Source organism: Bacillus sp. S10(2024), assembly GCF_050473865.1.
Classification (GTDB): Bacteria; Bacillota; Bacilli; order Bacillales; family Bacillaceae_G; genus Bacillus_A.
Genome location: NZ_JBFLUR010000002.1, coordinates 2,150,816 through 2,164,053, shown reverse-complemented (window position 1 = coordinate 2,164,053; position 13,238 = coordinate 2,150,816). Strand labels below are relative to the sequence as shown.

The following is a 13,238-nucleotide window of genomic DNA, read 5'->3' as shown; positions in this document are numbered from 1 at the left end:
AGAGGCAGAAGCCTCTCTCTATTTTTGTGAAGAAACAGGTGGGACTGGGGATACAAGGTCAGATAAGAAGATGAAATCAGCTTTTTCTTGAATTTTAGGTATATAAGATTTAATGACAGAAGATGTAATCTCTCCTGGAGGCCCAACGTGACCAATCGCTACCATAACAGGTTCAGTTCTTGCTTTTTGTAAGAGAATATTTGCTTGTTTTGTTACGTGAGCTGAAGTATATAGATCATCAAAAAATAGTTTATTTTCGACAATAGGAACGCCAATCTCTTCGCCAACTTTTTTTACAACGCTGTGCGGGCTAGTTTTACTATCTAAATAAAAGAGACCATGCTCTTTACAAACTGAAAGTATAATGCGCATTACTCTTTCATCAGCAGTTGCTTTTGAACCCATATGATTGTTCATTCCAATTGCGAATGGAACGTCTTCAATCGCTTGTTTGACACGACTTCTAATTTCAGCATCACTTAAATCGGTTATAATTGCTTTTGGGCCGAGCCATTCTTTTTTCCCTTTTACCGGTTCCATTGGCATATGAATTATAACCTCGTGCCCTTTTTGATGAGCTGATGTCGCATCTTGTTTTGTAGATGGAAGAAATGGCATAACTGCAACAGTTAACGGGATAGGCAGTGATAACATTTTTTCCGTTCCTTTCATATTATTTCCGAAGTCATCAATGACAATCGCTACTTTATTTGTGTGAGCGTATGCTGGTACAGAAAAAGTTACGATTGGCAGTAGTGCGATAAGGAAAAAGATAATCATATATTTTCGCATGTAAAACTCTCCCTTCTTACAATATAAAGCATCCATACTAAGTGGGCCTTCATTGCCTGGTGATTAGTTGAACTAATTGAGCTTGTTGGTGCGGTATAAAGGATAATTTACTGTTATCGTTTACGTTTTGAATGAATTTAAACGCACAAAATGTCGAAATTAAAATTGTGAAAAGCGAGAGTTCACTGTTTGAGAGGGGTTTTCATTAAAATAAAACAAAAAAAATGTCTATTATTGCGAATGTATTTACAAAGATAGAATAATTTGTAATAATTCTCAAGGTGAGGATAAAGATTTGTAAATTATAGGGAGAAAATGTTTAATTTTCTGAACGTTTGTAGTGAATAAGGAGAGAAACAGAGAATTTTATTGTTAATAAGAATGAAATACAGATTATGAAAGGATATCGAGGGGGATATGCATGTTTGTAGTAAAAAGAAAATCTACAATGGACAAGCTTTTGTATGATATTCATGTGAAGCGCGAAGAAATGATTCATTTAGGACTTACCAGTGGATTTAATAGCTTAGAGACAATTCAAGTAAGTCAAGAATTGGACACGCTTATTGTGAAATATCAGCGTTATAAAGAGAAGAAGGTATCAAAATGGTTTTTTATGATAAAAACATCACTTTTCAAAATGACACACAATGAGAAATCGAATGCGTTTTGGACAACATTTATAAAGTAATCATCCCATAAGGGAAAGGGATGATTACTGTGAATAAAGCGGGAGTATAATGCATACTGTTGTTCCTATATTTTCTGTGCTTTCAATCGTAATTTGACCATTATAAATTTCAATGATTCTTTTGCATACGACAAGGCCTAGTCCTGTTCCTGTATTTTTGTTTGTGAAAAACGGATGGAAAATATGTTTTTGAATGTGTTTTGGAATTCCTTTTCCGGTGTCTTTAATCTGTAATTGTGCTGTATTTTCATTTGCATCAATTGTAATCGTCAATGTATCACCTAATGACATTGCTTCAAAAGCATTTTTTGTAATATTTAAAATAATCTGTTTGATATGATCATTTGAACAACGAATCGGAATTGGATGTTCAGGCATATGTATGAAAAGTTCAACGTTATGTAAATTTGCCTCGGATTGAATAATTAACGAAACTTCTTTTACAATGTCTTTTAAATCGTATGTTTTTTCAATAATAGCTGTTGGCTTCCCGAGAATAAGGAATTCACCGACAATCTCATTAATCCTTTCAATTTCCTTCTCAATAACAGAAAAATAAAATTGGTCCTTTTCATTTGAATGTGTTTCTTTTAAAAGAGTAATGAGTCCTTTAATACCTGTAAGAGGATTGCGGATCTCGTGAGCTGTACTTGCAGCGAAGGAACCAACTAATTCTAATTTTTGTAATTCATTTTGCTTTCTTTCTAACTTTGTTTGTCTTTCTAGAAGAATGTATTTTATAACTAAAAATAAAGTAGTCATAAGAAATAATGTTATTAAACTTTCCGTAAATACGTTACGATATAAAATGGTTTCTTCAATAGGTAATGGATAAATAGCAACGCTCCACGGTAATCTTGTCAATGGAATAGTCATTCGTTGTGTGTGTGTTGGGGCAAATTTCGGATTATTATCGTGTAAAAATGTAATTCCATACTTATCCAGTACTTCAAAGTGATATTCTGGTTTGATTGCATTTAAAGATGTTGCAATATAGTCAAATCGTAGGCTTGCTAATAGCAGTCCAGAAATATCTTTGTTTTTATTGAAAACAGGAGTGGCAATCACAATCACTTTATGGCCAGAAGCACGATCTGTAACCGCAGATGAAACCGTCGTCTGTTTATTTTTAAAAACTTCTTTTGCATAAGAACGATCATTGATATTGATCGGATTTTCTAATCCCGATGATGATAATGTAACTTTCAAATCTGTATTTGCATAATACAGACCATCAAATCGTTCATCGGTTTCATCTGTACTATGGAGAACTTGTTGTATTTCAGCATCATTTTGCGCTTTTGCACTAATAACCATCGCAAGCATTTCTAATGCAGATGTGGCTTCCCCTAGATAACGATCTAAGTAGTCTCTATATAAAAATTCGACTGTATGAGCAGCTTGTTTATTTTCTTTTTCCATTGTATATTTTTCGTACAAAAACAAGATAGAGCTAATACAAAGGGTTGGAAATATAACAAGCAAAATATATATATATGTGTTGCGCAGTTTTACATTCAAAATTGCTTCACCTTCTGTTTTTATTTTTATTATATAAAAACATTCTGAAATGTGTAATGTTTTTTGTAGTTTTTTGTTGAAATATGTTGAAATATGACGATGATATTTAAATTGGATATAATATCTCTATTTGAAAAGAGGTTTAGGAAAGGGGGGGAGTGTCATGACATCTCAGTATGAAGAGGAAGATGTTTCTAAATCATTAAAAGTATTTATTGCTTTATCCCGCGTGCATCGCTCAGCTATGGATACTGCCAATAAGTCTATTCAAAGTAATGGATTAAACCCAACCGAGTTTGCCGTATTAGAACTGTTATACCATAAGGGAACTCAACCATTGCAACAAATTGGAGAAAGAATTTTAATTGCAAGCGGTAGTATTACATATGTTGTTGATAAATTAGAGAAAAAAGGACTTGTTGAGCGAAAACCTAGCCATAATGACCGTCGTGTCATTTATGCTCATTTAACAGAACAAGGGATACAATTAATTTCTAGTATCTTTCCAAACCATGAGAAAGTCATACATGAATCATTTCATATGTTATCAAATGATGAAAAGGATCAACTCTTAATGATGTTAAAAAAGATAGGGAAATATGAGAAATAATAAAAAACTTTGAACAATGTATTCAAAGTTTTTTATTATTTCTGCGACTGCAGGCGGTAACTATATAAATGCAAATTGAAAAACCAACATAAAAACCTCCACCGATAGAAGCTTCACTTTATTCTGCATAGCAGCGATCTATGTGTCGAAAAAACAAAATAGATTTCTATACATTAAAAGGTAGAGAGAATAAGGGGAGAATTTAGTATGTACTGATGTAAATGTACCTATAAGAATAAGGAGGGTGAATTTTACTGATGAATAAAGGAGATTTACGAAATATATGGAATTATAGTAAAAGGATGTTTTTTAGAAAAGAAAGGGGCTATTTCTATGTCATTTGAGAATTATGAATACAAACGTCCAAATATGGATGAAGTGAAAGACAGATTTGCGGAGACTTTACAACAGTTTAAGAGTGCTAAAACAGTGGAAGAACAAATAGAAGTAATTGCACAGATTAATGAAATTCGTAATGATTTTAGCACGATGTATAATATATGTTATATTCGTCATAGCGTAGATACAACGGATGAAGTTTATAAAGAAGAACAAGATTTCTTTGATGAATATTCACCAATTGTGAAGGGCTATGTGACAAAATATTACGAGGCATTAACACAATCGCCATTTCGAAAACAATTAGAAGGATATTATGGTATACAGTTATTTGCACTCGCAGAGGCTGAAATGAAAACATACTCGGATGAAGTAGTTGCAGATTTGCAGTTAGAAAACAAGTTGTCTTCTGGGTACACACAGTTATTAGCGGCAGCTAAAATTTTATTTGAAGGTGAAGAACGAACACTATCACAACTTGTTCCATTTATGGAGAATAGAGATCGTAATATGCGTAAACACGCAAGTGAAGCATATTATGGATTTTTAGCAGAGCATGAAGAAGAGTTAGATCGCATTTATGATGAACTTGTTAAAGTAAGAACGACAATTGCGAAGAAACTTGGTTTTAATAATTTTGTTGAGCTTGGATATGCAAGAATGTATCGTACAGACTACAATGCAGAGATGGTTGCGAATTTCCGCAAACAAGTACTTGATTATATTGTTCCTGTTGCAACTGAGCTTAGACAAAAGCAACAGGCTCGTATTGGAGTAGAGAAGCTTGCTTATTATGATGAAAATTTTGAATATCCATCTGGTAATGCAGTGCCAAAAGGTGATGCGGATTGGATTGTGAATCATGGCAAAACGATGTATAAAGAACTGTCAGAAGAAACAAATACATTTTTTAATTTTATGTTAGAAAATAATTTATTAGATCTTGTTGCGAAAAAAGGAAAAGCTGGCGGAGGCTATTGTACATATATTGAAAATTATAAAGCACCGTTTATTTTCTCAAACTTTAACGGAACGTCTGGTGACATTGATGTGTTAACGCATGAAGCAGGACATGCTTTCCAAGTATATGAAAGCCGCCACTATGAAGTTCCAGAGTATAACTGGCCGACATATGAGGCGTGTGAAATCCATTCTATGAGTATGGAGTTTTTTACATGGCCATGGATGAAATTATTCTTTGAAGAAGATGTAGAGAAGTATTATTTCTCACATTTAAGTTCGGCATTGCTGTTTTTACCATATGGTGTATCTGTTGATGAATTCCAACATTTTGTATATGAACATCCAGAAGCATCACCAACTGAGCGAAAAGAAGCGTGGCGTAATATTGAGAGAAAGTACTTACCACATCGTGATTATGAAGAAAATGATTATTTAGAGCGCGGTGGCTTTTGGCAACGTCAAGCACATATTTATAACTCACCATTTTATTACATTGACTATACGTTAGCACAAATTTGTGCATTCCAATTTTGGAAACGCTCTAGAGAGAATCGTCAAGAGGCATGGGAAGATTATGTTCATCTTTGCCGTCAAGGCGGTAGTAAATCATTCTTACAATTAGTTGAAACAGCCAATTTAACATCTCCATTTGCTGATGGGTGTGTGAAAGGTGTAATCGATGAGATTCATGGTTGGTTAAATGGAGTGGATGACACAAAATTGTAAAAAATATGCATTTAGTTTTATGAATTTTCAATCGACAATTATTGGGAAAAATGAGATAATAAAAGAAAATTTAGAATAATTAAACGGAGGGGTGTTTCTTGAATAGAAGCGCCTCTTTTTAGCCAAATAAGGGGGGAGAAATATGATGCAATCTTATGCAAATATGAATATGGAAACGTTGTTACGTGGAATGGCGTCTACGAGACAGAAACTTTTATCAGAAATTGAAATGTTAACTGATACAGAAATTAATATGAAACCACGCCGTGATAAATGGAGCATTATGCAAGTGTTACATCACCTGCATCTTGTTGAACAATCTGTTACATCTGCTATTGTATATGCGCTTCATAAAACTGAAAGAAAAGTTGTTCCGCCAAAAGACCTTCAAGCTACACTCGATCGAACAAGAAAGAGAGAAGCCCCTCAACAAATGCAACCAACAGAAACATTAATGAAAAAATCACAAATGATGCAATTGCTGCAAAGTTCAAGAGAAAAGCTGTTACATGTTCTTCATAGCATTGTAAATGAAAAAGAACTATTCGAAAAATCGCTCAAACATCCTGTATTTGATGAGCTTAATTTATATCAATGGGTGCAATTTTTAGACTTACATGAACAGCGTCATCTTACACAGTTAAAAGAAGCAAAGCATTCTATTTTACAAAGATAAAGTGAAACTTCCATCAGTGGTGTCCTGATGGAAAGCCCGCCCAATCGGGCATTTACGGGCAGTTATCCTCACCTATCTTCTTTGTTGCTCTCTAAATTTTGGTGAGGGTCATACTGCCAGTTAATGCGGGATAAAGTGAAACTTCCATCAGTTGATTTACTAGCTTATGGATTTTTTGTAGTTTTTGCACCGCTTAGTAAATGTATATTCCTACTTCATATGTTGGAACATATATAAGGACATCTGAAAAGGAGTTGAAATAATGGGAAATAAAAAACGAGAGCAAGAGAGGCAATGGAAAGCACGAAAAGAACATCAAGAGCCGCATGGGAAAGTGAAGACCTTTGCGGAACTTGTAGATGAAACAAAGAAAACGTGATGCACCTGCATCACGTTTTCTTTGTTAAGGGAAATATAAGAAGAAAAGTTGTCCCAATATTTTTCTCACTAGTGATGTCAATTTTGCCATTCATTGCTTTTATAATACTAAAGACAACCATCATTCCAAGGCCTGTTCCTTTTTCTTTTGTAGAGTAGAAAGGGGAACCGAGACGTTTTACTTGTTCGGTACTCATGCCGATTCCGGTATCTTGAATATGTAATTGGATATGTTTGTTAGCAGGTGTTACAGTAAATGTAAGGTCACCGCCGTTTGGCATTGCTTCAATACAGTTTTTTATAATGTTTAAAAGGCATTGATTGAGCTTTTGTTTTTCTCCCATTATATAAAATGTTTTACTTTGTTTTGTATAATGGATACGAACGTTAGAAAGGTTTGCTAATGGTGTCATGAGCGTAATTGCATGAAGTAATTCTTCTTCTAACTGTAATAGTTGTACTTTTTCAATACTTGGTTTTGCAAATGTTAAGTAGTCTGTTAATACATGATTTGCTTGGTCAATACCGCGCATAGCGATGTCTAAATATAACAGTTTTTCTTGTTCTGAATAGCTTTTTGATTGTAACAATTGAAGAAATCCTCTTGTTGATGTAAGTGGGTTTCGAATTTCATGTGAAATAGAAGCAGCCATTTCACCGATGAGATGAAATTTTTCGGCGTTCACAAGTTCTTTTGCAAGGCGGACTTGTGACTGTAAAACTTCCATTAAGTATAAAATTAAAATTGTTCCTACAATTGTGCATAACTCATATGTAACAAGATAAGGGGTATAGTCCTTCGAGTTTGGAACGATAGATAGAAAATAGGGAATCCAGCCAATGCCGTAAATAAGACTGTAGAAAAAAGCTAAATACATTTTTGTTTTGATTTTCCCTTTTATGTACATGTTATATGTTGTAATGAGAAAAGTGTACAAAATAAAAGATGCAATAAGAGAAGGTATGAATCCGTTGCCCCCAATAAAAAAACGATAAATGTTCATAACAATTAAAATGGCACCACCTGCGACTGGTCCTCCGGATAATGTACCGACAACGAGCACGATATGTCGGAAATCATATTGAAAACCGTAATCTGCTTTTGCAGAAAACGACATACAGACAATGGTAGTAATACTGCAAGAAAGAATAAATACAAACGAATTGAGCTTTGGAGAGTGATTTCCTTTTTCGCTCCAAAATAAATGATAAATCAACATTGTAACTAAAATAAATAATATATTTATGAAGAGGTACATAATAAAAAGCTTCAGCTTTAAAACCTCCTTGTATCGAGAAATAAAAGGTTTAGTATATAAAATCATCATACTATTAATATGGAAGAAAATGAAATATTATTTTTAGAAAAAACAGAAAAAATAGACGTTTTCCACTCGTATACTCGGTATGTTACAATGTAAGGTGCAAGTTAAAGAAGACAATCCATGCATAGCATGGGAGAGGTTCGCGAACTCCCTCTATAAAAAACTAAGCAGAGAACAATGTCCTTATTGATATTGTTTTGTTTTTTTTAGTATGACAGTTCAAGAACGCTCTTTCTTCTTGGAATCGAAAAAAGAGGAGAATGAGTGAAATGAAAAAGGAAAAAGCAGTTGTTGTTTTTAGTGGTGGTCAAGATAGTACAACGTGTTTATTTTGGGCGCTTGAACAGTTTGAAGAAGTAGAAACAGTGACGTTTAATTATAATCAACGTCATAAGCTGGAAATTGACTGTGCGGCGGAAATCGCAAAAGAATTAGGTGTGAAGCATACTGTACTTGATATGAGCTTGTTAAATCAGCTCGCTCCCAATGCATTAACGCGTACAGATATGGAAATTACACATGAAGATGGTGAGTTGCCATCGACATTTGTGGATGGACGTAACTTATTGTTTTTATCGTTTGCGGGTGTGTTAGCTAAACAAGTAGGGGCACGCCATATTGTAACAGGTGTGTGTGAAACAGACTTTAGCGGCTATCCAGATTGCCGTGATGTGTTTGTGAAATCGTTAAACGTTACATTAAATTTATCGATGGATTATCCATTCGTGATTCATACACCACTTATGTGGATTGATAAAGCGGAAACGTGGAAGTTAGCAGACGAACTGGGAGCATTTGAATTTGTCCGTGAAAAAACGTTAACGTGCTATAACGGAATTATTGGTGATGGCTGCGGTGAGTGTCCAGCGTGTCAGCTTCGTAAAGCAGGACTTGATAAATATGTACAAGAACGTGAAGGAGCGAAAGCATAATGACACAAGACTTCTTTGGATTTCGCATTGTTGAAAATTTGCAAAAAATAGATCAGGACATTGAGCGTAAGCAACTGAAGTATCATAATAAGCGTGTTATGGTTAGTAAAGAATTTACGTTTGATGCTGCACATCATTTGCACTGTTATGAAGGGAAATGTAAAAACCTTCATGGCCATACGTATAAAGTAATTTTTGGAATTAGTGGTTATGTCAATGAAATTGGCATCGCGATTGATTTTGGTGATATAAAAGAAATTTGGAAAAATGAAATTGAAATATATTTAGATCACCGTTACTTAAATGAAACACTTCCAGCTATGAATACAACTGCTGAAAATATGGTTGTATGGATTTTTGAGAAGATGGAAGAGGCACTCACAAAAGGTGATCGACAAAATGAATATAAAGGGGCGCGTGTTGAGTTTGTGCGCTTATTTGAAACACCAACAAGCTATGCAGAAGTAAGACGGGAGTGGATGATGGGTGAGTAACATTCCTGTTTTAGAGATTTTTGGACCGACAATTCAAGGAGAGGGAATGGTTGTTGGACAAAAAACAATGTTTGTTCGTACAGCAGGTTGTGATTATAGCTGTGCATGGTGTGATTCTGCATTTACATGGGACGGTTCTGCAAAAGAGCAAATTCGTCAAATGTCGCCGAAAGAAATTTTTTCTGAACTTGTCCAAATTGGCGGTGAAAATTTCTCGCATGTAACGATTTCAGGTGGGAATCCTGCATTGCTGAAGCATTTAGGAGAATTGATCTCTTTATTAAAAAAGAACGGCATTCGTACGGCAATTGAAACGCAAGGAAGTAAATGGCAAGATTGGTTGCTTCATATAGATGAGGTAACAATTTCGCCGAAGCCGCCGAGTTCAAAGATGTCAACGAATTTTGTTATGTTAGATTCAATTGTTGAGCGGTTGGACGGAAAAGAGTTTAGCTTAAAAGTGGTTGTATTTGATGATCAAGATTTTGTATATGCAAAAGAGGTGCATGAACGTTATCCGCACGTTCCATTTTTCTTGCAAGTTGGAAATGATGATATAAAGACGACTGATGACGCTTCATTAATTCAGCGTCTTCTTATGAAATATGAGTGGCTGATTGATAAAGCAGTGCAATGTAAGGAAATGAATAATGCGAAAGTATTACCGCAGCTCCACGCTTTAGTGTGGGGCAATAAACGCGGTGTATAAGTGAAGGGAGATTTTAAGATGACTGGAAGAAAAGATGAAGATTTAAAAGATGTAACATTACTAGGAAATCAAAATACAAAATATTTATTTGAATATAGCCCTGAAATTTTAGAGACGTTTGATAATAATCACCCAAATCGCGATTATTTTGTGAAATTTAATTGTCCAGAGTTTACAAGTTTATGTCCAAAAACAGGACAACCAGATTTTGCGACAATTTATATTAGCTATATTCCAGAACAAAAAATGGTAGAGAGTAAATCTTTAAAGTTATATTTATTTAGTTTCCGCAACCATGGAGATTTCCATGAAGATTGTATGAATGTCATTATGAATGACTTAATTAAATTGATGGATCCACGCTACATTGAAGTATGGGGCAAATTTACGCCACGCGGTGGTATTTCTATTGATCCATATTGTAACTATGGACGCCCTGGAACAAAATATGAAAAAATGGCTGAATATCGTTTAATGAATCATGATTTATATCCAGAAACAGTAGATAATCGTTAAGAAAAGAGGGGGCTTGCCCTCTCTTTTCTAGTATTCTATGTATGTTGTGTAATAACTGTATAGTTCTTATGGTTGACAACAGTAAGAGGTTCCATATCTAGGTCTCTAAAGTTATCCATAATTGTTATATCGACGATAACGGAGTTTTTATTTACTTTTTGAACGCGCCCTTGTAAACCGTTTTTAAATTCAATGACATCCCCAGCTTCTGCAATTTTCATAAGCAACTCTCCCTGTTACATTTTTACGAAAAAGAGAACAAGTTTCGTTCTTTTTGTATTTCTCTTTATTGTGAACGATATTTTCTCTTTTGTAAATGTTTCCAGTACATTTTTTTTGAAAAAATGCTAATTTTTCACAATGAATTTATAGTAAGATTCTCACATTTATTGTAAGGTGAATATAGGGGTGTTATGAAACGGAGACGATAAAATGGTATTTGAGATTGTAGGAAGCTTTATAGCTATTATGTTGTTTTTATTTGCATATACGAAATTGAAAGTGATTCGTGAACATGAAACATACATATACTATGAGGGAGCTGATAGCATTTCTTCTTTTTCTAGTCATGAGGATGGAAGTGCTGAATCATAAAAGAATGTTTCTATAATAGAAAAATGTTGAACGGAGAGTGAGAAAGATGCAAATTTCTTTCATACGTCATGGAAGCTCTAGTGTTCAAAAGAAAGCGATTACAGTTCAGGGATTTCAAGAATGGCAGCAAAGATACGAACATGAAGATATTATGAGAGAAATGGAAATTCCAATTGAAACGATGGAAGTCGTTGAATCCTCTAAATTTATCGTATCGAGTGATCAAAAAATAGCTGTTCAATCAGCAGCGATGTTGACTAGTAATGTTATGTTTATACAGAATTCCCTTTTTCGTGAAGCTGCTGTTCCATCTATTTTACCTGTCCCGAACTGGATAAAGTGTAAACCGGACGTCTGGATGTTTTTGGGTCGAGCATTTTGGATGATTGGTTATTCGAGGGATGTTGAATCTTATTTAGAAGTTCAAAGAAGAGCGAAGCAAGCGGCCGATGTATTAGTTGGCTATGCAAATGTATATCAGCGAGTTACCCTTGTTGGGCATAGTTATTTTAATAAGATGATTGGGAAAGAGTTGTGTGCGAGGGGATGGCGTGGACCACTGCTATTGCGGAATAACCCGTGGGGATGTACAATTTATACTTTTCATGAAGTACTAGAAGGAAATGTATTTATAACTTATACATAAGGGTGTCATACTCCATATATAATACAAAGGCACAATTATGAAATAATAATTGTGCCTTTGTATTATATATGTTTAACTAAATGAGCATATGGTTCGCCCACAAGCATAAGTGTGTTATCTTGTGTATAGCCAAGTTTTTTATAAAGAGAAAACGCAGATTTGTTTTCTAAGTTTACTAGCAATGAGATTTTCTCATGGCCTTCTTCTTGAGCGGATGTTTCAGCTGCAAGAATTAAATTTGAACCGATACCTTGTCCACCATATGTAGAGGAAACAGATAGAGTATCAATATAATATTCATCTTCTTCTGCTTCTTTTTCTAATATAATAGAAGAATCTTGTTTAATGTCTCGTAACCGTTTCACAATTGGGTCATCTAGTTGAGTTGCTTCACTTCCGTGGTAGGCTACAATAATACCAACAGCTTTACCATCTCGTTCTTCAACGAAACAATTTTCATAACTGAGTCGGTTTTCCTTTTTCGTAAACCAATATTCTAACCCTTCTAGAACTTCCGTTTCATTTGTGCCGCCTGTTAATTTTTCAGCAATTTCATGCAGTGCGTTGTACAATAAAGGAGATATTGCTTGAGCATCTGTTTGTTTTGCTTTCCGAATCATGGTATCCCTCCTAGTGTCCATTTTATTGTATCATAAGAGTTAGCATGATAAGAAATGATTTGCTGCTTTAGGAGTGTATAGAAGTAGTCGTGAAATAAAAATACGACAGAGAGGTGATTAGTATGGATAAACAACAAGTAAATATGATTTTAGATCAGCTTAAAAATAAAGAAATACAAGAATACATTGTCACAAAAGAAGTGTTTTATACATTTCGAGAAGTTTTAGTAGAACGAGAAGACTTTAAGCATTTTCGAGGTAACGCACAGCACAGTGGGAAAATCATTTATACATATATGGAAACACCACGCTCGTAAGAAAGGAGAGGAGTTTATTTGGGAGAGTTTAAGCAAGGGATACTTCCGCATTGGGACTGTTTTTGGAAAGATGAGAAGGGAAGAAAATTTGTTGGGATGGTTATGTTTCCGGAGAAGCGAAAGCGAATGAAGGAAATCATAGGACAATTAAAACTAGCATATGAACAAGAACGAAGTGTGCTTGTAGTAGCAAAACTTCAAAATTCTATTCAAAAAGTGAAAGGTACGATTGCGTATTTCGATGAAGAGTCACCTGTTTTTACGATGCAATGTAAAGATGAAATTTTCTATCATATATTTTTGAGCGATATCGTGCGCGTAGAACATCATGAATAGGAGTATACGTACAAATAAAATGATAGAAAAAATGTGTAACCGGTTTCGAACAG

Annotated in this window: 18 protein-coding genes and 1 riboswitch; of the genes, 13 read left to right on the top strand and 5 right to left on the bottom strand. The window is 34.6% G+C overall.

Features of this window, described 5'->3' with window-relative positions:
* Nucleotides 1-18 precede the first annotated feature (18 nt).
* Nucleotides 19-792 carry a divergent polysaccharide deacetylase family protein gene (locus AB1280_RS11165; protein ID WP_272189721.1) on the bottom strand — a complete coding sequence of 258 codons (774 nt, stop codon included), beginning with the start codon at nucleotides 790-792 and terminating at the stop codon, nucleotides 19-21.
* Between the two features lie 421 nt (nucleotides 793-1,213).
* On the opposite strand from AB1280_RS11165, the gene AB1280_RS11160 reads away from it, so the two are divergent.
* Nucleotides 1,214-1,483 carry an aspartyl-phosphate phosphatase Spo0E family protein gene (locus AB1280_RS11160; RefSeq protein WP_272189720.1) on the top strand — a complete coding sequence of 90 codons (270 nt, stop codon included), beginning with the start codon at nucleotides 1,214-1,216 and terminating at the stop codon, nucleotides 1,481-1,483.
* 24 nt (nucleotides 1,484-1,507) lie between these two features.
* On the opposite strand, the gene AB1280_RS11155 is transcribed toward AB1280_RS11160, so the two are convergent.
* Nucleotides 1,508-3,004, bottom strand: coding sequence for an ATP-binding protein (locus AB1280_RS11155; RefSeq protein ID WP_272189719.1), 1,497 nt, complete (start codon nucleotides 3,002-3,004; stop codon nucleotides 1,508-1,510).
* Between the two features lie 163 nt (nucleotides 3,005-3,167).
* On the opposite strand from AB1280_RS11155, the gene AB1280_RS11150 reads away from it, so the two are divergent.
* The 4 genes from AB1280_RS11150 to AB1280_RS11135 all read left to right on the top strand — a co-directional run bounded on the left by AB1280_RS11150 (nucleotide 3,168) and on the right by AB1280_RS11135 (nucleotide 6,697).
* On the top strand, nucleotides 3,168-3,614 hold the full coding sequence (locus AB1280_RS11150) for a MarR family winged helix-turn-helix transcriptional regulator (protein ID WP_272189718.1): 447 nt from the start codon (nucleotides 3,168-3,170) through the stop codon (nucleotides 3,612-3,614).
* Between the two features lie 333 nt (nucleotides 3,615-3,947).
* The gene (locus AB1280_RS11145) at nucleotides 3,948-5,642 is read left to right on the top strand and encodes a M3 family oligoendopeptidase (RefSeq protein WP_272189717.1); all 1,695 of its coding nucleotides are present in this window, start codon (nucleotides 3,948-3,950) and stop codon (nucleotides 5,640-5,642) included.
* 142 nt (nucleotides 5,643-5,784) lie between these two features.
* On the top strand, nucleotides 5,785-6,318 hold the full coding sequence (locus AB1280_RS11140; RefSeq protein WP_272189715.1) for a DinB family protein: 534 nt from the start codon (nucleotides 5,785-5,787) through the stop codon (nucleotides 6,316-6,318).
* A 262-nt stretch (nucleotides 6,319-6,580) separates the two neighbouring features.
* A complete protein-coding gene (locus AB1280_RS11135) occupies nucleotides 6,581-6,697 on the top strand; it encodes a DUF6254 family protein (protein ID WP_272189714.1) in 117 nt (38 codons plus the stop codon).
* A 10-nt stretch (nucleotides 6,698-6,707) separates the two neighbouring features.
* On the opposite strand, the gene AB1280_RS11130 is transcribed toward AB1280_RS11135, so the two are convergent.
* Nucleotides 6,708-7,916, bottom strand: a complete 1,209-nt coding sequence (locus tag AB1280_RS11130) for an ATP-binding protein (RefSeq protein WP_272189713.1) — start codon at nucleotides 7,914-7,916, stop codon at nucleotides 6,708-6,710.
* 234 nt (nucleotides 7,917-8,150) lie between these two features.
* Nucleotides 8,151-8,194: riboswitch (PreQ1 riboswitch) on the top strand.
* 96 nt (nucleotides 8,195-8,290) lie between these two features.
* Between AB1280_RS11130 and queC the strand changes: the two genes are divergently transcribed.
* Genes queC through queF form a run of 4 tightly spaced genes read left to right on the top strand, consistent with a single transcriptional unit; the run spans nucleotide 8,291 to nucleotide 10,672 of the window.
* A complete protein-coding gene (queC, locus tag AB1280_RS11125; protein WP_272189712.1) occupies nucleotides 8,291-8,953 on the top strand; it encodes a 7-cyano-7-deazaguanine synthase QueC in 663 nt (220 codons plus the stop codon).
* Nucleotides 8,953-9,447, top strand: coding sequence for a 6-carboxytetrahydropterin synthase QueD (gene queD / locus AB1280_RS11120; protein ID WP_272189711.1), 495 nt, complete (start codon nucleotides 8,953-8,955; stop codon nucleotides 9,445-9,447). Before queC ends, queD begins: the two co-directional genes overlap by 1 nt.
* Nucleotides 9,440-10,156 (top strand): 7-carboxy-7-deazaguanine synthase QueE, encoded by a 717-nt coding sequence (gene queE, locus AB1280_RS11115; protein ID WP_272189708.1) that lies wholly within the window; start codon nucleotides 9,440-9,442, stop codon nucleotides 10,154-10,156. The genes queD and queE overlap by 8 nt, the downstream gene beginning before the upstream one ends.
* An 18-nt stretch (nucleotides 10,157-10,174) precedes the next feature.
* Nucleotides 10,175-10,672, top strand: coding sequence for a preQ(1) synthase (queF, locus tag AB1280_RS11110; protein ID WP_035435424.1), 498 nt, complete (start codon nucleotides 10,175-10,177; stop codon nucleotides 10,670-10,672).
* A 35-nt stretch (nucleotides 10,673-10,707) separates the two neighbouring features.
* On the opposite strand, the gene AB1280_RS11105 is transcribed toward queF, so the two are convergent.
* Nucleotides 10,708-10,893 carry a YkvS family protein gene (locus tag AB1280_RS11105; protein ID WP_272189706.1) on the bottom strand — a complete coding sequence of 62 codons (186 nt, stop codon included), beginning with the start codon at nucleotides 10,891-10,893 and terminating at the stop codon, nucleotides 10,708-10,710.
* 211 nt (nucleotides 10,894-11,104) lie between these two features.
* Here AB1280_RS11105 and AB1280_RS11100 point away from each other — a divergent pair, with 211 nt between their 5' ends.
* Complete coding sequence (locus AB1280_RS11100) at nucleotides 11,105-11,266, top strand: hypothetical protein (RefSeq protein WP_272189705.1); 162 nt, start codon at nucleotides 11,105-11,107, stop codon at nucleotides 11,264-11,266.
* A 46-nt stretch (nucleotides 11,267-11,312) separates the two neighbouring features.
* Nucleotides 11,313-11,912, top strand: coding sequence for a histidine phosphatase family protein (locus AB1280_RS11095; RefSeq protein WP_429755831.1), 600 nt, complete (start codon nucleotides 11,313-11,315; stop codon nucleotides 11,910-11,912).
* Between the two features lie 62 nt (nucleotides 11,913-11,974).
* On the opposite strand, the gene AB1280_RS11090 is transcribed toward AB1280_RS11095, so the two are convergent.
* Complete coding sequence (locus tag AB1280_RS11090; protein WP_272189703.1) at nucleotides 11,975-12,532, bottom strand: GNAT family N-acetyltransferase; 558 nt, start codon at nucleotides 12,530-12,532, stop codon at nucleotides 11,975-11,977.
* Between the two features lie 122 nt (nucleotides 12,533-12,654).
* On the opposite strand from AB1280_RS11090, the gene AB1280_RS11085 reads away from it, so the two are divergent.
* Together AB1280_RS11085 and AB1280_RS11080 are read left to right on the top strand one after the other, a co-directional pair.
* Complete coding sequence (locus AB1280_RS11085) at nucleotides 12,655-12,849, top strand: abortive phage infection protein (protein ID WP_272189702.1); 195 nt, start codon at nucleotides 12,655-12,657, stop codon at nucleotides 12,847-12,849.
* 18 nt (nucleotides 12,850-12,867) lie between these two features.
* A complete protein-coding gene (locus AB1280_RS11080) occupies nucleotides 12,868-13,185 on the top strand; it encodes a hypothetical protein (RefSeq protein WP_429755830.1) in 318 nt (105 codons plus the stop codon).
* Nucleotides 13,186-13,238 lie beyond the last annotated feature (53 nt).